This window comes from Variovorax sp. J22G73, assembly GCF_030317035.1.
GTDB lineage: Bacteria > Pseudomonadota > Gammaproteobacteria > Burkholderiales > Burkholderiaceae_C > Variovorax.
This window is the reverse complement of record NZ_JASZYK010000011.1, coordinates 22,421-38,040: the sequence shown is the minus strand read 5'-3', so window position 1 is coordinate 38,040 and position 15,620 is coordinate 22,421. Positions and strand designations below refer to the sequence as shown.

The following is a 15,620-nucleotide window of genomic DNA, read 5'->3' as shown; positions in this document are numbered from 1 at the left end:
GCGATGCTGGAACGGCTTCAGCAGAAGGTCGGCGAGGAGGGCTTCTCCGGGTGGCACCGCATCACGCAGGAGATGGTGCAGCGCTATTCGGACCTGTCGGGCGACGGCGAAGGCGAGTGGATCCACCTGGACCCCGAGCGCGCCGCGCGCGAAGCGGGCTACGGCGGCACCATCGTGCAGGGCTTTTTCCAGGTCTCGCACCTGATCCGCCTGACCGGCGAGGCGATGCGCACGCTGCTGCCCTTCGATTCGAACCACGCGCTGAACTACGGTTTCGACCGCCTGCGCTTCGTGCGGCCCATGCCGGTGGGCGCGCGCTTTCGGGCACGGGTGCGCATCATGGACGCCACGCCCAAGGCCGACGACAGCTTTCTGCTGAAGGAAGAAGTGCGCCTCGAGCTGGAGGACGGCACCGTCACGCTGGCCGCCGAATGGCTCTTCCTGCTCGGGCCGGGTGCGTTGCCGCCGGCCTGAAGCCGGTCGGCTGACGGCCGGGCCCGCCGATCAACCGCGGCCGAATTCCTCGCCCAGCTCGGCGGCGCGCTTCTGCGCGGCGCGGATCGCGGTCTTGAACTGCGCCTTCACGTCGGCCTGCTGCAGCGATGTGATGGCCGCGTAAGTGGTGCCGCCCTTGGAGGTGACTCGCTCGCGCAGCACCGACGGGGGCTCGGTGGCGCTGTGCGCCAGCGCCGAGGCGCCGGTGAAGGTGCCGATGGCCAGCTGCTGCGCCTGCTCCGGCGTGAGGCCCATCTCGACGCCGGCCTCGGTCATGGCCTCGATGAAATAGAAGACATAGGCCGGGCCCGAGCCCGACATGGCGGTGACGGCGTCCAGCGCAGGCTCGGCATCGACCCAGATCAGCTCGCCGGTCGGCGCCAGCAGCTGGCCGACAGTCGCGCGGTCGGTGCTTTCCACGCCGGGGCGCGCGTACAGGCCGGTCATGCCCTTGCCCACCAGGGCCGGCGTGTTGGGCATGGCGCGCACCACGCGCTCGGTGCCCAGCCAGCGGGCGATGCTGTCTGAAGGAATGCCCGCGGCCACGCTCAGGTGCAGGGCGTCCTGGGCAAATTCGCGCACGGGACGGGCGGCGTCCGCGAAGGTCTGGGGCTTGACCGCCCACACCACCACGCCGCAGCGCGACAGCGCCGGACCGGCCTCGGCCTGCGCCGTGATGCCGAACGAATGCGCCAGCTTCGCGCGGGCTTCCTCGAAGGGCTCGACCACCTCGAAGGACTCCGCCGGCGTGCCTTGCTGCACCAGGCCGCCGATGATGGCGCTGGCCATGTTGCCGCCGCCGATGAAGGCAACGGGCGGCAGCGGGGGGAGGGGCGCGGGGCCGGTGCGGGGGAGGAAGGTGACGGCGATGGTCATGGTTGGCGGTCGGTGCTGTCTGTGTATTCGAAGGCGACGAACTGGGTCACCTGAAGCGGGTTGAAATTGTCGTCGCTCACGACCACCAGCAGGCGCTTGCCGTCGGGCAGCGGCGGCCCCCAGCACATGCCTTCGGTGTTGTCGAGGCGGGACAGGCCCAGCGTGGCGAAGTCGGCCACCAGGGTCTTGGTCGCGGGGCGGTGGTTGCCGGGCGCCAGCGCATCGACGGCGAGCACGTCGCTGGCGGCGCGGGTGTCGATTTCGTACAGGCGCAGCGAATTGCCCTTGCCGGTGGCGTAGGCGCGCTCCAGCACCAGCATGCGGTCGGCGTCGAGCATGAGGATCTCGCTCACGCCGTTGTCGGCATAGGTGCCGGGCACCAGCGGGCGCAGCGGAATGGCGTCGGGCACGTAGGCGATCTGGCGGTCGGGCTGGCCGGTCTGCAGGTCGATGCGGGTGAAGCGGCAGGGGCCACCGGGCGCGCCGACGGTGGGCTCGGGGCCGTCCTGCATCAGCGCGTTTTCCATGCCCAGCCAGGCGAAACGGCCGTCGGGCGTGAGGGTGACGCCCTCGAAGGTCAGGTTGTCGCGCGGGCCGCGGCGCTGCGCCGGATCGGGCCGGAACATCGCCGGCATCGGGAATTCGCGCAGAAAGCGGCCGTCGCGGGTCGATTCGTACAGCGCGGGACCGAAGCCGCGGTCCACGTCGCCCTCGCTGGTCCAGAGCAGGGTGTTCGTCGCGGGGCGCAGCCGCAAGGCCTCGGGGTCGGGCACGGGCAGGCCGTCGACCGCGTGGCGCCGGTTCGGCCAGGGGCCGCCGCCGGGGCGTTGCAGCTGTACCACGCCGATCGGTTCGGGCTGGGTGGCCTCCGGGCGCGGCCAGCGGGCGATGTAGTAGCGCACCGGATCAAGATCTGACCGGTCGTCGCTGATGAGCAGGTACTCACCTCGGATCGGGTCGTAGTCGATGCCCGACAGGCCGCCTGCGGTGGTGCCTTCTATATGGAGGCGGTGAGACCAACGGCTTTCCGCGATCAGCCGCAGCCGGCCGGTGTCGGGTTTCGGCGTGGCGCTCCTGCAGGCGGCCAGGCCCAGCGCCAGCAGGCTGGCGGCGCCCGCCAGCAGGCGGCGGCGCTGGGGCGACAGGAGGGGCATCAGAGGGGGTTTCTCGGGCGAGTGCACGCCCCGAAGTCTAGTGCCAGCGGGAAATGGTGTAATGGGGTTGTTGACATCGCCATAAGTGCGTGCCACAATCGCGGGCTTCGCTTCCAAAAGGCGAAGCTTTCAGCCCAAAGCGGAAGCGCCCCGAGTGGTTCGGGGCGTGGACGACGGGACCAAGACTGACCGCGGTGTCTCCCTCCTGGAGGCACATCGGTACAAGTTGGGAATATCAAGAAATGATCCAAACTGAATCCCGGCTCGAAGTGGCCGACAACACAGGCGCGAAATCCGTCCTGTGTATCAAGGTGCTCGGTGGCTCCAAGCGGCGTTATGCCAGCGTGGGCGACGTCATCAAGGTGAGCATCAAGGAAGCCGCTCCGCGTGGTCGCGTCAAGAAGGGCGAGATCTACAGCGCAGTGGTGGTTCGCACCGCCAAGGGCATCCGCCGCGCTGACGGCTCGCTCGTCAAGTTCGACGGCAACGCCGCAGTGTTGCTCAACGCCAAGCTGGAGCCCATCGGCACCCGCATCTTCGGACCGGTCACGCGCGAACTGCGCACCGAGAAGTTCATGAAGATCGTGTCGCTGGCACCCGAAGTTCTCTAAGGACACAACGCCATGAACAAGATTCGCAAAGGCGACCAGGTCATCGTGTTGGCCGGTCGTGACAAGGGCAAGCGCGGCACCGTCTCGCTTCGCAAGGACGATTCGCACATCGTCATCGACGGCCTGAACCTCGTCAAGAAGCACACCAAGCCGAACCCCCTCAAGGGTACGACCGGTGGCATCGTCGAGAAGTCCATGCCCATTCACCAATCCAACGTGGCGATCTTCAATGCCGCGACCGGCAAGGCCGATCGCGTGGGCATCAAGATCACCCAGGGTGCTGACGGCAAGCGCGTGGCTGTTCGCGTCTTCAAGTCCAGCGGCGACGAAATCAAGTTCGCCTAAGAGGTACTCACATGGCACGTCTCCAACAACACTATCGCGAAAAGATCGCGAAAGACCTGACGGAAAAGTTCGGCTACAAGTCGCCGATGCAGGTCCCTCGCCTCACCAAGATCACCCTGAACATGGGTGTGGGTGAAGCAGTCGCCGACAAGAAGGTTCTCGACAACGCTGTCGCCGACCTGACCAAGATCGCCGGCCAAAAGCCCGTAGTCACCAAGTCGAAGAAGGCTATCGCCGGTTTCAAGATCCGCGAAAACCAGCCCATCGGCTGCATGGTCACGCTGCGTGGCGTGCAGATGTATGAGTTCCTGGACCGTTTCGTGACCATCGCGCTGCCGCGTGTTCGCGACTTCCGCGGCATCTCCGGCCGTGCGTTCGACGGCCGTGGCAACTACAACATCGGCGTCAAGGAACAGATCATTTTCCCTGAGATCGAATACGACAAGGTCGATGCCCTGCGCGGTCTCAATATCAGCATCACGACGACGGCCAAGACCGACGAAGAAGCCAAGGCGCTTCTCGCTGGTTTCCGTTTCCCGTTCAAGAACTGAGGCGAACCATGGCCAAACAATCTCTGATCCAGCGCGAACTCAAGCGCGACAAGCTGGTTGCCAAGTTCGCCGTGAAGCACGCTGAACTGAAGGCTGCTTCCAACGACCTGAAGAAGAGCGAAGAAGAGCGCGCTGCTGCACGCCTGGCGCTGCAGAAGCTGCCGCGCAACGCAAATCCGACGCGTCAACGCAACCGCTGCGAAATCACCGGTCGCCCGCGTGGCACCTTCCGTCAATTCGGTCTGGCTCGCGCCAAGATCCGTGAACTGGCTTTCGCTGGCGACATCCCCGGTGTCACCAAGGCCAGCTGGTAAGCCAGGCAGGAGCAAACAACATGAGCATGAGTGATCCCATTGCCGACCTGCTGACGCGTATCCGTAACGCGCAGATGGTGGCGAAGCCCACTGTGTCGATCCCGTCCTCCAAGGTGAAGGCCGCGATTGCACAAGTCCTGAAGGACGAAGGCTACATCGACGGCTTCGAAGTGAAGACCGATGCCGGCAAGTCCGAACTCGTCATCACGCTGAAGTACTACGCTGGCCGCCCGGTCATCGAACGTATCGAACGCGTGAGCCGCCCCGGCCTGCGCGTCTACAAGGCCAGCGCAGCCATCCCGCAAGTCCAGAACGGCCTCGGCGTTGCGATCGTCACGACCCCCCAAGGCGTGATGACCGACCGCAAGGCTCGCGCCACCGGTGTCGGCGGCGAAGTTCTGTGCTACGTCGCCTAACCGAGACATCGAGGAGTTACTGAAATGTCCCGAGTAGGAAAAATGCCGATCACCATCCCCGCAGGCGTGGATGTGTCGATCAAGGAAGACCAGATCAGCGTGAAGGGCACGGGCGGTTCGCTCGTCCTGCACCGCAATGCACTGGTCAACGTCGTCAGCAATGACGGCAAGCTGAACTTCGAGCCCGCCAACGATTCGCGTGAAGCGAATGCGATGAGCGGCACGATCCGTCAGCTGGTGAACAACATGGTGGTTGGCGTGACCAAGGGCTTCGAGAAGAAGCTGAACCTGGTCGGCGTCGGCTACAAGGCTGCAGCCTCCAACAACAAGTTGAACCTGCAAGTCGGTTACTCGCACCCGGTCAACATCGAGATGCCCCAAGGCATCACGGTGGCCACCGCGACCCCGACCGAAATCGTGATCAAGGGTGCTGACCGTCAGCGCGTTGGTCAAATCGCCGCTGAGATCCGCGCTGTTCGTCCGCCTGAGCCTTACAAGGGCAAGGGCATCCGTTATTCGGACGAGAAGATCGTGATCAAAGAGACCAAGAAGAAGTAAGGGGCAGCAAAATGATGTTGACCAAAAAAGCACAGCGTCTTCGCCGCTCGCGCCAGACCCGCATTCGCATCGCGACGCAGGGCGTGGCCCGTCTCACGGTGAACCGCACCAACCTGCACATCTACGCTACCGTCATCTCCGACGACGGCACCAAGGTGATTGCAACCGCATCGACGGCAGAAGCCGAAGTGCGTACCTCGCTCGGCGGTTCCGGCAAGGGCGGCAATGCCGCCGCAGCCACCGCCGTCGGCAAGCGCATCGCTGAAAAGGCGAAGGCAGCCGGCGTCGAGAAGGTCGCTTTCGACCGCGCTGGTTTCGCTTACCACGGCCGCGTCAAGGCGCTGGCCGAGGCCGCCCGCGAAGCCGGTCTGCAGTTCTAACCGGACACGAGATTCAAAATGGCAAAGATTCAAGCAAGAACGCAGAACGAAGGCCCTGAAGACGGTTTGCGCGAGAAGATGATCGCGATCAACCGCGTCACCAAGGTGGTGAAGGGTGGTCGTATCCTCGGTTTCGCAGCACTCACCGTGGTGGGTGACGGCGAAGGTCGCGTCGGCATGGGCAAGGGCAAGTCGAAGGAAGTGCCTGCTGCCGTGCAGAAGGCAATGGAAGAAGCCCGTCGCAACCTGGCCAAGATATCGATCAAGAACGGCACGCTGCATCACCGCGTGACGGGTCATCACGGCGCCGCTTCGGTCGTCATGATCCCCGCACCGAAGGGTACCGGCATCATCGCCGGCGGCCCGATGCGCGCTGTGTTCGAAGTCATGGGCATCACCGACATCGTCGCCAAGAGCCATGGTTCGTCGAACCCCTACAACATGGTTCGCGCCACGCTCGACGGGTTGAAGAACTCGACGACCGCGTCCGCGGTGGCTGCCAAGCGTGGTCTGACCGTCGAAGAAATCTTCGCTTAAGCGCAAGCCGAAAGAAGCATTCAAATGACGACGCAACAACAAACCCTCAAGGTGCAATTGGTCAAGAGCCCGATTGGCACCAAGGAATCGCATCGCGCGACCGTGCGTGGCCTCGGCCTGCGCAAGCTCAACAGCGTGAGCGAGCTGCAAGACACCCCGGCGGTGCGCGGCATGATCAACAAGATCAGTTATCTGGTCAAAGTTCTGTAAGAGAGACTGATATGGAACTCAATGGCATCAAGCCGGCAGCCGGCGCCAAGCACGCCAAGCGTCGCGTTGGCCGTGGTATCGGCTCTGGCATCGGCAAGACCGCAGGTCGCGGTCACAAGGGTCAGAAGTCGCGCGCAGGCGGTTTCCACAAGGTGGGCTTCGAAGGCGGTCAAATGCCTCTGCAGCGTCGCCTTCCGAAGCGTGGCTTCAAGTCGCATCTGCTGAAGTTCAACGCCGAAGTCACGCTGACTGCTCTCGAGCAGCTCGGCCTGGCCGAAGTGGACGTCCTGGCGCTGAAGCAAGCGGGCCTCGTGGGCCAGCTTGCCAAGGTCGTCAAGATCATCAAGACCGGTGAGCTCACCAAGGCCGTCAAGCTGACGGGCGTGGGCGCAACGGCTGGCGCCAAGGCTGCTATCGAAGCAGCCGGCGGCAGCTTCGCCTGATCACCCTCGGACTGAAAGAAGTTCTTCGTGGCAACTAACGCGGCAACGATCGCAAAGACAGGCAAGTTCGGCGACCTCCGTCGTCGGCTCGTGTTTTTGCTGCTCGCGCTCGTGGTCTACCGGGTCGGCGCGCACATTCCTGTGCCGGGTATCAACCCGGACCAGCTGGCAGCGTTGTTCCAGGGCCAGCAGGGCGGCATTCTGAGCCTGTTCAACATGTTCTCGGGCGGGGCGCTGTCGCGCTTCACCGTGTTCGCGTTGGGGATCATGCCGTACATCTCGGCGTCGATCATCATGCAGTTGATGACCTACGTGCTTCCGACCTTCGAGCAATTGAAGAAGGAAGGCGAGGCTGGTCGCCGCAAGATCACGCAGTACACGCGCTACGGCGCGCTCGGTCTGGCGCTGTTCCAGTCGTTCAGCATTGCAGTGGCGCTCGAGTCGTCGGCTGGCCTGGTCATCGCACCCGGTTTCGGCTTCCGCCTGACCGCCATGGTGAGCTTGACGGCCGGTTCGATGTTCCTGATGTGGCTCGGCGAGCAGATCACCGAACGCGGCCTGGGCAACGGCATCTCGATCCTGATCTTTGCAGGTATCGCGGCCGGTCTGCCCAACGCCATCGGCGGCCTGGCTTCGCTGGTGACGACCGGTGCGATGAACCCCATCATTGCGCTCTTCATCATCGCGGTCGTGGTGCTGGTCACCTACTTTGTGGTGTTCGTGGAACGCGGCCAGCGCAAGATCCTCGTGAACTATGCGCGGCGTCAGGTGGGCAACAAGGTCTACGGCGGCCAGTCGTCGCACCTGCCGCTGAAGCTGAACATGGCTGGCGTGATCCCGCCGATCTTCGCTTCGTCGATCATCCTGCTGCCCGCAACGGTGGTTGGCTGGTTCAGCACGGGTGACGGTGGTTTCCGCTGGATCAAGGATATCGCTGGCGCGCTGCGTCCGGGTGAGCCGATCTATGTGCTGCTGTATGCCGCTGCGATCGTTTTCTTCTGCTTCTTCTACACGGCACTCGTGTTCAACAGCAAGGAAACGGCCGACAACCTGAAGAAGAGTGGTGCATTCATTCCTGGCATTCGCCCGGGTGACCAGACCGCTCGCTATATCGACAAGATTCTGGTTCGCCTGACATTGGCCGGCGCGGTGTACATCACCTTCGTCTGCCTGCTGCCAGAGTTCCTGATCCTGAAGTACAACGTGCCGTTCTACTTCGGTGGTACCTCCCTGCTGATCATCGTGGTCGTCACGATGGACTTCATGGCCCAGGTGCAAAACTACATGATGTCCCAGCAGTACGAATCGCTGCTGAAGAAGGCTAACTTCAAGACATCGTAGGGCTGTGTTTCAGTATTGAGTCCGGGCGGTAGACCGCCACGTTAAACAGTTTTAGGAGAATGAAATGAGAGTTTCGGCTTCGGTCAAAACCATCTGCCGTAATTGCAAGGTCATCCGCCGTAAAGGTGTGGTGCGTGTGATTTGCACCGACCCGCGCCACAAGCAGCGCCAGGGTTGATTGAAGAGTATTAGAGGACGCACATGGCACGTATTGCTGGCATCAACATCCCGCCGCACAAGCACGCTGAAATCGGCCTGACCGCCATTTTCGGTATCGGTCGCACCCGCGCCCGTCAAATCTGCGAAGCGAGCGGCATCGAATATTCGAAGAAGATCAAGGATCTGACCGACGCCGATCTCGAAAAGATCCGCGACCAGATCGCTCTGTTCACCATCGAAGGCGATCTGCGTCGCGAAACGACGATGAACATCAAGCGTTTGATGGACATCGGTTGCTATCGCGGCTTCCGTCACCGTCGCGGCCTGCCGATGCGCGGCCAGCGCACGCGCACCAATGCCCGCACCCGCAAGGGTCCGCGCAAGGCTGCGCAGTCCCTGAAGAAATAAGGATAGACCAGCATGGCTAAAGCACCTGCAAACAACGCCGCACAGCGCGTTCGCAAGAAGGTTCGCAAGAACGTTGCGGACGGTATCGCCCACGTGCATGCCTCGTTCAACAACACCATCATCACGATCACCGATCGCCAGGGCAACGCCCTGTCGTGGGCTTCGTCGGGTGGCCAGGGCTTCAAGGGCTCGCGCAAGTCGACCCCGTTCGCTGCGCAGGTCGCTTCGGAAGTGGCCGGCCGTGCTGCTGTCGAACAAGGCATCAAGAACCTCGACGTCGAGATCAAGGGCCCCGGCCCCGGTCGCGAATCGTCGGTGCGCGCACTGGCTGCGCTCGGCATCCGGATCAATTCCATTGCCGACGTGACGCCCGTTCCGCACAACGGCTGCCGTCCCCAGAAGCGTCGCCGCATCTGATCGTCAGTCCGCAAGGCGCAGCCGGCTTTGAATAGCGGCTGCGCATTTGTTTTTTATCTAAGCCCACCGCCACTCGCGTCTCGCAAGTGGCTCCCGCAGGCAACTGCGGCAGATACACAAAGGAAGAATCGTGGCACGTTACCTCGGCCCCAAGGCCAAACTTTCCCGCCGTGAAGGCACCGACCTGTTCCTGAAGAGCGCCCGCCGCTCCATTCAAGACAAGGCCAAGTTCGACTCCAAGCCCGGCCAGCACGGTCGCACCTCGGGTCAGCGCACTTCCGACTACGGCCTGCAACTGCGTGAAAAGCAGAAGGTCAAGCGCATGTACGGCGTGCTGGAAAAGCAATTCCGCCGCTACTTCGAAGAAGCAGACCGTCGCCGTGGCAACACCGGCGCCAACCTGCTGTTCATTCTCGAATCGCGCCTGGACAACGTCGTCTACCGCATGGGCTTCGGCTCGACCCGCGCCGAAGCGCGCCAGCTCGTGTCGCACAAGGCGATCACGGTGAACGGTCAGTCGGTCAACATCCCGTCGTACCTGGTCAAGACCGGTGACGTGATTGCCGTGCGCGACAAGTCGAAGAAGCAGAACCGCATTGTTGAAGCGCTTCAACTCGCCCAGCAAGTCGGTATCCCGGCATGGGTCGATGTGAACGCCGACAAGGCTGAAGGCACGTTCAAGAAGGTGCCCGATCGCGACGAATTCGCAGCTGACATCAACGAATCGCTGATCGTCGAACTGTATTCGCGTTGATTTTTTCTACCCGCACCCGCCCTTCGGCGCGTGCGGAAGATTGTTATTGTTGTTCACGTTCCTGCTCCGCACTCTGCTGCGGATCAGGTGCTTCACCAGCCTTACCGGTGTAACGAGCCGGGGGTATTGAGAGGAAGTCTGCATGCAAACCACCCTGCTGAAACCCAAGACCATTCAGGTCGAGCAACTTGCCGCCAACAAGGCCAAGGTCACGCTCGAACCTTTCGAGCGCGGCTACGGCCACACGCTCGGCAACGCGCTGCGTCGCGTTCTGCTGTCGTCCATGGTGGGCTACTCGGCCACCGAAGTCACGATCGCTGGCGTTCTGCATGAGTACTCGTCGATCGACGGCGTGCAGGAAGATGTCGTCAACATCCTTCTGAACCTCAAGGGCGTGGTGTTCAAGCTCCACAACCGCGACGAAGTCACGCTGAGCCTGCGCAAGGACGGCGAAGGCCCGGTCCTGGCATCGGACATCCAGACCCCGCACGACGTCGAGATCATCAACCCCGACCACGTGATCGCGCACCTGTCGCAAGGCGGCAAGCTCGACATGCAGATCAAGGTTGAAAAGGGTCGCGGCTACGTGCCCGGCACGATGCGCCGCTACGCGGACGAGCCGACCAAGTCGATTGGCCGTATCGTTCTCGACGCGTCGTTCTCGCCTGTGAAGCGCGTGAGCTACACCGTCGAAAGTGCCCGTGTCGAACAGCGTACCGACCTGGACAAGCTGCTGGTCGAGATCGAGACCAACGGTGCGATCACCGCCGAAGACGCGGTGCGCGCATCGGCTAAAATCCTGGTCGAACAGCTCGCCGTGTTTGCGCAGCTCGAAGGCGGCGAACTCGCTGCATTCGATGCACCCGCACCGCGCAGCGCACAGCAATTCGATCCGATCCTGCTGCGCCCTGTCGACGAACTCGAACTGACGGTGCGTTCGGCCAACTGCCTGAAGGCCGAAAACATCTACTACATCGGTGACCTGATCCAGCGCACCGAGAACGAACTGCTCAAGACGCCTAACCTGGGTCGCAAGTCGCTCAACGAAATCAAGGAAGTCCTTGCTTCGCGCGGCCTGACGCTGGGCATGAAGCTCGAAAGCTGGCCGCCGGCCGGCCTCGACAAGCGTTGATTTGAATTTTTGAAATCGGCCCCCTGAAAAGGGCCAGTGCACCGGGCAGTACCTGATTACGGCTGCCTGTTTTTATAAAGTAAAGGAAAAGCACCATGCGTCACGGTCACGGACTCCGCAAACTCAACCGCACCAGCTCGCACCGCCTTGCGATGCTGCAAAACATGATGAATTCGCTCATCGAGCACGAAGTCATCAAGACCACGGTCCCCAAGGCCAAGGAACTGCGCCGCGTCATCGAACCGATGATCACGCTCGCCAAGAAGCCCACGCTGGCCAACAAGCGCCTGGCATTCGACCGCCTGCGCAGCCGCGACAGCGTGGTCAAGCTCTTCGGCGAACTCGGCCCGCGTTTTGCTGCGCGTCCGGGCGGCTACACCCGCATCCTGAAGATGGGTTTCCGCGTGGGCGACAACGCTCCGATGGCGCTCGTCGAACTCGTGGACCGTGCTGAAATTAAAGATGACGCAGCCGAGCAAAACGCTGCTGAATAAGCTATAATTTATACTTGCCGCGCGATGGAGCAGCCTGGTAGCTCGTTGGGCTCATAACCCAAAGGTCGCAAGTTCAAATCTTGCTCGCGCAACCAATTTAAAAGGCCCTTTGAATTTCAAAGGGCCTTTTTTCTTTGGGCGGTTAATGAATTGAAAAAGCCCTCGCAAAGAGGGCTTTTCTGTTTCTGAAAACTGCTCTTAACCGTGCCAGGCCGAGCAGCGAATCACGCTGCAGAAGTTGCCCCGGTGAAAGTGCGGCTCCTTGTCCGCGATCACGTCTGCCTTGACGTTGCCAAAAGTGGTCTCGGGCTTGTGGCGAATCCCGTCGTAGAAGGCCTGGATGATGTCTTCCTTGAAGTGCTCGCTGCGCGGATGCGCATGCACGACCCGCGTGCGCTCCTGCTCGCTGTAGTCCTTGTAGGTCAGCCCCAGTACGTCCATCTCGACGCCGGCAGTCACCAGCGCCACCACCGGGTGCATGTGTTGCGGAATCCCGGGCGTGGTGTGCAGCGCGATAGCCGCCCACACGAGGTCGATGTCCTGCTGCGAGATTCCATGGCCGCGCAAAAAATCGCGTGCCACGTTCGCACCGTCGACCTCGAAGCGCTCGTTCGCGCTGCTGTGCTGCTTCACCAAGCCCATGTCGTGGAACATTGCGCCGGCGTAGAGCAGCTCGGGGTCGAAGGTGAAGCCGCGGCGCTTGCCCGCGAGCGCGCCGAAGTAGTAGACCCGGCTCGAGTGGTGAAAGAGCAGCGGTGGCGCGGTGTCCCGAACCAGCTCAGTGATCTCGCTCGCGAGCTTGCTGTCGGGGATGCGAACCCCCTCGATATCGGTCGTCGTCGAAGCCATGTGGATTTCTCCTGTAAGTGTGAGCTCCACTTTAGGAGTCGGGTAGAGTGTCCTGAACCGCAGCAGCACGGCGAATCCAGACATTGCCGGGCCGAAGAAGACACACACACGCACCATGCGTAGCACCAAGACCATCGCCATCCTCGCCATGCCCGGTGTCCAGCTGCTGGACGTGTCGGGCCCGCTCGACGTGTTCGCCGAAGCCAACGTGCAAGCCCATGCACAGGCCTATCGGCTGAAAGTCATCGCGAGCCGTCGTGGTGCGATCCAGAGTTCATCGGGTGTGCGCCTGATGCCCGACGAGGTGATCGGCGACGAGTTCGACGAGCCCATCCACACGCTGCTCGTTGCCGGCACGCCGCATGCGGCCAGCACCGTGTGCGACCTCGGCGTGAGCGAATGGCTGCGCCGGCGCGCGCCCAAGGTGCGCCGCTTCGGCTCGGTCTGCAGTGGCGCCTTCGTGCTTGCGCAAGCCGGCTTGCTCGACGGCCGCCGCGTGACCACGCACTGGGCCGTGGCGGAGCAACTCGCGCAAGATTTTCCTTCCGTCACCGTCGATGCGGACGCCATCCACGTGCGCGACGGCCGCCTGCGCACCGCCGCGGGCGTGACCGCAGGCCTGGACCTCGCGCTCGCACTGGTGGAAGAAGACCTGGGCCGAGAGATCGCGATGAAGGTCGCCGCGCAACTCGTGATGTTCTTCAAGCGCCCGGGCGGGCAGATGCAGTTCAGCCGCAAGGGCGAGGCGGCACCGGCCGGCCGCTCCGCGCTGCAGGAGGTTCAACGCTGGGTCGCGGCCAACCCCGCGACGGACCACGGCGTCGCGAGCCTCGCGGCGCGCATGGGCCTCAGCGAGCGGCACTTCGCGCGGCTCTTCAGGCAGGAGGTGGGGGTCACACCCGCGGCATGGGTGGAAGACATTCGCGTGGCCGCCGCGCGCCGCCTGCTGGAGGCTGGGGACGCCGCACCCAAGCAGGTGGCCTCCCTGTGCGGCTTTGCCGATGCCGACACGCTGCGCCGCGCGTTCCAGCGCCAGGTCGGCATCACGCCGGCGGAATACCGCAAGCGCTTTGCGCACGCCATCGCCTGAGCGGCGACCGGCGGTGCCACGACAGCATCAATCCATCAATCGACCAACCAGCTGACCGGCCGACCGATCAGTCCGGAACGACCGCCGTCACCTCGATCTCGACCTTCGCGCGGTGCTCCACCAACGCCGCCACCTGCACGCAGGTCATGGCCGGAAAGTTGCGGCCCATCGCATCGCGGTAGACCGGGCCGAGCTCGGCCAGGCGGCGGGTGTATTCATCGCGGTCGGTCACGTACCAGGTCATGCGCACCATGTGCTCGGGGCCCGCACCGCCCGCGCGCAGCACCTCGGCGATGTTGCGCAGCGCCAGGCCGCACTGGTCGATGAAGTCGTCCGACTCGAACTGCTGCTGCGCGTTCCAGCCGATCTGGCCGCCGACGAACAGCGTGGTGCCGCGTGCGGCGACGCCGTTCGCATAGCCCTTGGGAGGCAACCAGCCCTCGGGCTGAAGAAGTTTGTGGATCATGGTGTGGTGTTCAGTTGTCTCAGTTTGAATCGCTGCAGCTTGCCGGTCTCGGTGCGCGGCAGCACCGGCACGAACTCGATCTCGCGCGGGTATTTGAAAGGCGCGATGGTGGCCTTCACGTGGTCCTGCAGCGCCTTCACGAGGGCTGCATCGCCCTCGTGGCCGGCCTTGAGCACGCAGAAGGCCTTCACGATCATGCCGCGGTCGGCGTCGGGCTTGCCGATGACGCCGCACTCGGCCACCGCCGGGTGCTTGAGCAGCGCGTCTTCGACCTCCGGTCCGCCGACGTTGTAGCCGGCGGTGATGATCATGTCGTCGGCGCGCGCCTGGTAGAAGAAGTAGCCGTCGTCGTCCTGCACGAACGAGTCGCCGGGGTAGTTCCAGCCGTTCTTCACATAGTCTGCCTGGCGTGCGTCGTCGAGGTAGCGGCAGCCCACCGGGCCTTGCAACGCCAGCTTGCCGACGGTGCCGCGCGGCACCTCGTTGCCTTCGTTGTCCACCACCTTCGCGGTGAAGCCGGGCACGGCCTTGCCGACCGCGCCGCGGCGCACTTCGGCGCCCGCCGCGGAAATGTAGATGTGGAACACCTCGGTGCCGCCGATGCCGTCGAGCATCTCGATGCCAGCGGCCTCCTTCCACAGCTGGCGCGTGGCGTCGGGCAAGGCCTCGCCCGCGCTCACGCTGATGCGCAGGCTCGGCATGCCATGCTGCTTCACGAACGGCGCCATCTGGCGATAGAACGTGGGCGCGGTGTAGCAGATGGTCGCGCCCACCTCGTTGATGAGCTTCACCAGCCCTTCGGGCGTGAACGGCGCATCGGCAAAGTAGATAGAAGCACCGGCCCACATCGGAAACACCAGCAAGCCACCCAGGCCGAAGGTGAAGGCCAGCGGCGGCGAGCCGATCACGATGTCGTCGCTGCGTGCGCGCAGCACATGGCGCGGCCAGGTCTCGCACATTGCGAGCACGTCGCGGTGCGTGGTCACAGGTGCCTTGGGCTTGCCCGTGGTGCCCGAGGTGAACGCCAGCAGCGCGATGTCGTCCGACGCGGTGGGGCAGGCCGTGAACACGCCGCTCTTGGTCGCCGCGCGCGCGGAGAGCGAGTCGGGCGCATCGGGCTTGTTGAACGCCACCATCGTGGCAAGCACCGGGTGCTCGCGCTGCGCGATGACGAGTTCTTCGAGCAGGCGGCCATCGCACAGCGCAGCCACGGGCCGCGACTTTTCGATGATCTCGCCCAGCTCCTTCGCACGCAGCAGCGGCATCGTCGCCACGGCGATGAGCCCGGCCTTCACCACCGCGAGCCACGACAGCGCCATCGCCACCGAGTTGCCGCCGCGCAGCAGCACGCGGTTGCCCGGCACCAGCCCGAGGTCTTCCGTCAGCACCTGCGCGATGCGGTTGACCTCGACGGCCGCTTGCGCGTACGTCAGCGTGCCTTGCGGCGAACGCAGCATCGGCTTGTCGCCGAAGCCCTTCGCCGCGGCCTTGTCGAGCAGCTCCTCGACCAGGTTCAGCTGGTCGGGCAGCTGCAGCTCGGGCAGCTCATAGCGAAAGACGGGCAGCTGCGCGGCAGGCGGCAGGCGGTCGTGAACGAAGCGGTCGACTTGGGCAGACACG

At 63.6% G+C, this 15,620-nt stretch carries 24 protein-coding genes and 1 tRNA gene; 20 read left to right on the top strand and 5 right to left on the bottom strand.

The window, feature by feature from the left end; all coding sequences use genetic code 11:
- Positions 1–3 precede the first annotated feature (3 nt).
- Positions 4–474, top strand: coding sequence for a MaoC/PaaZ C-terminal domain-containing protein (locus tag QTI51_RS29700; RefSeq protein ID WP_116910286.1), 471 nt, complete (start codon positions 4–6; stop codon positions 472–474).
- A gap of 30 nt (positions 475–504) precedes the next feature.
- On the opposite strand, the gene proC is transcribed toward QTI51_RS29700, so the two are convergent.
- Complete coding sequence (gene proC, locus QTI51_RS29695) at positions 505–1,371, bottom strand: pyrroline-5-carboxylate reductase (protein WP_116910285.1); 867 nt, start codon at positions 1,369–1,371, stop codon at positions 505–507.
- On the bottom strand, positions 1,368–2,525 hold the full coding sequence (locus QTI51_RS29690; protein WP_116910284.1) for an esterase-like activity of phytase family protein: 1,158 nt from the start codon (positions 2,523–2,525) through the stop codon (positions 1,368–1,370). The genes proC and QTI51_RS29690 overlap by 4 nt, the downstream gene beginning before the upstream one ends.
- A 242-nt stretch (positions 2,526–2,767) precedes the next feature.
- On the opposite strand from QTI51_RS29690, the gene rplN reads away from it, so the two are divergent.
- The 18 genes from rplN (at position 2,768) to QTI51_RS29600 (ending at position 11,690) form a co-directional block, all read left to right on the top strand.
- On the top strand, positions 2,768–3,136 hold the full coding sequence (rplN, locus tag QTI51_RS29685) for a 50S ribosomal protein L14 (RefSeq protein ID WP_009124801.1): 369 nt from the start codon (positions 2,768–2,770) through the stop codon (positions 3,134–3,136).
- 12 nt (positions 3,137–3,148) lie between these two features.
- The gene (gene rplX, locus QTI51_RS29680) at positions 3,149–3,481 is read left to right on the top strand and encodes a 50S ribosomal protein L24 (protein ID WP_116910283.1); all 333 of its coding nucleotides are present in this window, start codon (positions 3,149–3,151) and stop codon (positions 3,479–3,481) included.
- A gap of 11 nt (positions 3,482–3,492) precedes the next feature.
- Positions 3,493–4,032: a 50S ribosomal protein L5 gene (gene rplE, locus QTI51_RS29675; RefSeq protein ID WP_013544114.1), complete on the top strand. Its 540-nt coding sequence runs from the start codon at positions 3,493–3,495 to the stop codon at positions 4,030–4,032.
- Positions 4,033–4,040: 8 nt separating this feature from the next.
- The gene (rpsN, locus tag QTI51_RS29670; RefSeq protein ID WP_116910282.1) at positions 4,041–4,346 is read left to right on the top strand and encodes a 30S ribosomal protein S14; all 306 of its coding nucleotides are present in this window, start codon (positions 4,041–4,043) and stop codon (positions 4,344–4,346) included.
- A 20-nt stretch (positions 4,347–4,366) separates the two neighbouring features.
- Complete coding sequence (rpsH, locus tag QTI51_RS29665; RefSeq protein ID WP_056516708.1) at positions 4,367–4,762, top strand: 30S ribosomal protein S8; 396 nt, start codon at positions 4,367–4,369, stop codon at positions 4,760–4,762.
- A 24-nt stretch (positions 4,763–4,786) separates the two neighbouring features.
- Positions 4,787–5,320 carry a 50S ribosomal protein L6 gene (rplF, locus tag QTI51_RS29660; RefSeq protein WP_116910281.1) on the top strand — a complete coding sequence of 178 codons (534 nt, stop codon included), beginning with the start codon at positions 4,787–4,789 and terminating at the stop codon, positions 5,318–5,320.
- Positions 5,321–5,334: 14 nt separating this feature from the next.
- Entirely contained in the window at positions 5,335–5,700 is a 366-nt protein-coding gene (gene rplR / locus QTI51_RS29655) for a 50S ribosomal protein L18 (RefSeq protein ID WP_042672913.1), read from the top strand.
- An 18-nt stretch (positions 5,701–5,718) separates the two neighbouring features.
- Positions 5,719–6,237, top strand: a complete 519-nt coding sequence (gene rpsE / locus QTI51_RS29650) for a 30S ribosomal protein S5 (RefSeq protein ID WP_013544109.1) — start codon at positions 5,719–5,721, stop codon at positions 6,235–6,237.
- Positions 6,238–6,261: 24 nt separating this feature from the next.
- Complete coding sequence (gene rpmD / locus QTI51_RS29645; protein ID WP_009124818.1) at positions 6,262–6,447, top strand: 50S ribosomal protein L30; 186 nt, start codon at positions 6,262–6,264, stop codon at positions 6,445–6,447.
- Positions 6,448–6,458: 11 nt separating this feature from the next.
- A complete protein-coding gene (rplO, locus tag QTI51_RS29640; RefSeq protein WP_101491466.1) occupies positions 6,459–6,890 on the top strand; it encodes a 50S ribosomal protein L15 in 432 nt (143 codons plus the stop codon).
- 27 nt (positions 6,891–6,917) lie between these two features.
- Positions 6,918–8,231, top strand: a complete 1,314-nt coding sequence (gene secY, locus QTI51_RS29635; protein ID WP_116910280.1) for a preprotein translocase subunit SecY — start codon at positions 6,918–6,920, stop codon at positions 8,229–8,231.
- A gap of 64 nt (positions 8,232–8,295) precedes the next feature.
- Positions 8,296–8,409 (top strand): 50S ribosomal protein L36, encoded by a 114-nt coding sequence (gene rpmJ, locus QTI51_RS29630; RefSeq protein ID WP_013544106.1) that lies wholly within the window; start codon positions 8,296–8,298, stop codon positions 8,407–8,409.
- Between the two features lie 23 nt (positions 8,410–8,432).
- The gene (gene rpsM, locus QTI51_RS29625) at positions 8,433–8,798 is read left to right on the top strand and encodes a 30S ribosomal protein S13 (protein WP_013544105.1); all 366 of its coding nucleotides are present in this window, start codon (positions 8,433–8,435) and stop codon (positions 8,796–8,798) included.
- A 12-nt stretch (positions 8,799–8,810) separates the two neighbouring features.
- Positions 8,811–9,215, top strand: a complete 405-nt coding sequence (gene rpsK / locus QTI51_RS29620; RefSeq protein WP_009124825.1) for a 30S ribosomal protein S11 — start codon at positions 8,811–8,813, stop codon at positions 9,213–9,215.
- A gap of 130 nt (positions 9,216–9,345) precedes the next feature.
- Positions 9,346–9,969, top strand: a complete 624-nt coding sequence (gene rpsD, locus QTI51_RS29615; protein WP_009124826.1) for a 30S ribosomal protein S4 — start codon at positions 9,346–9,348, stop codon at positions 9,967–9,969.
- A gap of 142 nt (positions 9,970–10,111) precedes the next feature.
- The gene (locus QTI51_RS29610) at positions 10,112–11,101 is read left to right on the top strand and encodes a DNA-directed RNA polymerase subunit alpha (RefSeq protein WP_009124827.1); all 990 of its coding nucleotides are present in this window, start codon (positions 10,112–10,114) and stop codon (positions 11,099–11,101) included.
- 95 nt (positions 11,102–11,196) lie between these two features.
- Complete coding sequence (rplQ, locus tag QTI51_RS29605) at positions 11,197–11,595, top strand: 50S ribosomal protein L17 (RefSeq protein WP_116910279.1); 399 nt, start codon at positions 11,197–11,199, stop codon at positions 11,593–11,595.
- A gap of 18 nt (positions 11,596–11,613) precedes the next feature.
- Positions 11,614–11,690: transfer RNA gene (locus tag QTI51_RS29600), tRNA-Met, on the top strand.
- Positions 11,691–11,793: 103 nt separating this feature from the next.
- On the opposite strand, the gene QTI51_RS29595 is transcribed toward QTI51_RS29600, so the two are convergent.
- Positions 11,794–12,444, bottom strand: a complete 651-nt coding sequence (locus tag QTI51_RS29595) for an HD domain-containing protein (protein WP_116910278.1) — start codon at positions 12,442–12,444, stop codon at positions 11,794–11,796.
- Between the two features lie 115 nt (positions 12,445–12,559).
- Here QTI51_RS29595 and QTI51_RS29590 point away from each other — a divergent pair, with 115 nt between their 5' ends.
- Positions 12,560–13,534: a GlxA family transcriptional regulator gene (locus QTI51_RS29590; protein ID WP_116910277.1), complete on the top strand. Its 975-nt coding sequence runs from the start codon at positions 12,560–12,562 to the stop codon at positions 13,532–13,534.
- Between the two features lie 67 nt (positions 13,535–13,601).
- Here QTI51_RS29590 and QTI51_RS29585 read toward each other — a convergent pair whose 3' ends face one another.
- The gene (locus tag QTI51_RS29585; protein ID WP_116910276.1) at positions 13,602–14,000 is read right to left on the bottom strand and encodes a RidA family protein; all 399 of its coding nucleotides are present in this window, start codon (positions 13,998–14,000) and stop codon (positions 13,602–13,604) included.
- A complete protein-coding gene (locus QTI51_RS29580; RefSeq protein ID WP_116910275.1) occupies positions 13,997–15,619 on the bottom strand; it encodes an AMP-binding protein in 1,623 nt (540 codons plus the stop codon). Before QTI51_RS29580 ends, QTI51_RS29585 begins: the two co-directional genes overlap by 4 nt.
- Position 15,620: the final 1 nt, after the last annotated feature.

What these genes read in the sequence shown, in the direction of transcription:
- QTI51_RS29700 (WP_116910286.1), top strand. Translation starts at nt 4, where the DNA reads ATGCTGGAACGGCTTCAGCAGAAGGTCGGCGAGGAGGGCTTCTCCGGG.
- proC (WP_116910285.1), bottom strand. Translation starts at nt 1,371, where the DNA reads ATGACCATCGCCGTCACCTTCCTCCCCCGCACCGGCCCCGCGCCCCTC.
- QTI51_RS29690 (WP_116910284.1), bottom strand. Translation starts at nt 2,525, where the DNA reads ATGCCCCTCCTGTCGCCCCAGCGCCGCCGCCTGCTGGCGGGCGCCGCC.
- rplN (WP_009124801.1), top strand. Translation starts at nt 2,768, where the DNA reads ATGATCCAAACTGAATCCCGGCTCGAAGTGGCCGACAACACAGGCGCG.
- rplX (WP_116910283.1), top strand. Translation starts at nt 3,149, where the DNA reads ATGAACAAGATTCGCAAAGGCGACCAGGTCATCGTGTTGGCCGGTCGT.
- rplE (WP_013544114.1), top strand. Translation starts at nt 3,493, where the DNA reads ATGGCACGTCTCCAACAACACTATCGCGAAAAGATCGCGAAAGACCTG.
- rpsN (WP_116910282.1), top strand. Translation starts at nt 4,041, where the DNA reads ATGGCCAAACAATCTCTGATCCAGCGCGAACTCAAGCGCGACAAGCTG.
- rpsH (WP_056516708.1), top strand. Translation starts at nt 4,367, where the DNA reads ATGAGCATGAGTGATCCCATTGCCGACCTGCTGACGCGTATCCGTAAC.
- rplF (WP_116910281.1), top strand. Translation starts at nt 4,787, where the DNA reads ATGTCCCGAGTAGGAAAAATGCCGATCACCATCCCCGCAGGCGTGGAT.
- rplR (WP_042672913.1), top strand. Translation starts at nt 5,335, where the DNA reads ATGTTGACCAAAAAAGCACAGCGTCTTCGCCGCTCGCGCCAGACCCGC.
- rpsE (WP_013544109.1), top strand. Translation starts at nt 5,719, where the DNA reads ATGGCAAAGATTCAAGCAAGAACGCAGAACGAAGGCCCTGAAGACGGT.
- rpmD (WP_009124818.1), top strand. Translation starts at nt 6,262, where the DNA reads ATGACGACGCAACAACAAACCCTCAAGGTGCAATTGGTCAAGAGCCCG.
- rplO (WP_101491466.1), top strand. Translation starts at nt 6,459, where the DNA reads ATGGAACTCAATGGCATCAAGCCGGCAGCCGGCGCCAAGCACGCCAAG.
- rpmJ (WP_013544106.1), top strand. Translation starts at nt 8,296, where the DNA reads ATGAGAGTTTCGGCTTCGGTCAAAACCATCTGCCGTAATTGCAAGGTC.
- rpsM (WP_013544105.1), top strand. Translation starts at nt 8,433, where the DNA reads ATGGCACGTATTGCTGGCATCAACATCCCGCCGCACAAGCACGCTGAA.
- rpsK (WP_009124825.1), top strand. Translation starts at nt 8,811, where the DNA reads ATGGCTAAAGCACCTGCAAACAACGCCGCACAGCGCGTTCGCAAGAAG.
- QTI51_RS29610 (WP_009124827.1), top strand. Translation starts at nt 10,112, where the DNA reads ATGCAAACCACCCTGCTGAAACCCAAGACCATTCAGGTCGAGCAACTT.
- rplQ (WP_116910279.1), top strand. Translation starts at nt 11,197, where the DNA reads ATGCGTCACGGTCACGGACTCCGCAAACTCAACCGCACCAGCTCGCAC.
- QTI51_RS29595 (WP_116910278.1), bottom strand. Translation starts at nt 12,444, where the DNA reads ATGGCTTCGACGACGACCGATATCGAGGGGGTTCGCATCCCCGACAGC.
- QTI51_RS29590 (WP_116910277.1), top strand. Translation starts at nt 12,560, where the DNA reads ATGCGTAGCACCAAGACCATCGCCATCCTCGCCATGCCCGGTGTCCAG.
- QTI51_RS29585 (WP_116910276.1), bottom strand. Translation starts at nt 14,000, where the DNA reads ATGATCCACAAACTTCTTCAGCCCGAGGGCTGGTTGCCTCCCAAGGGC.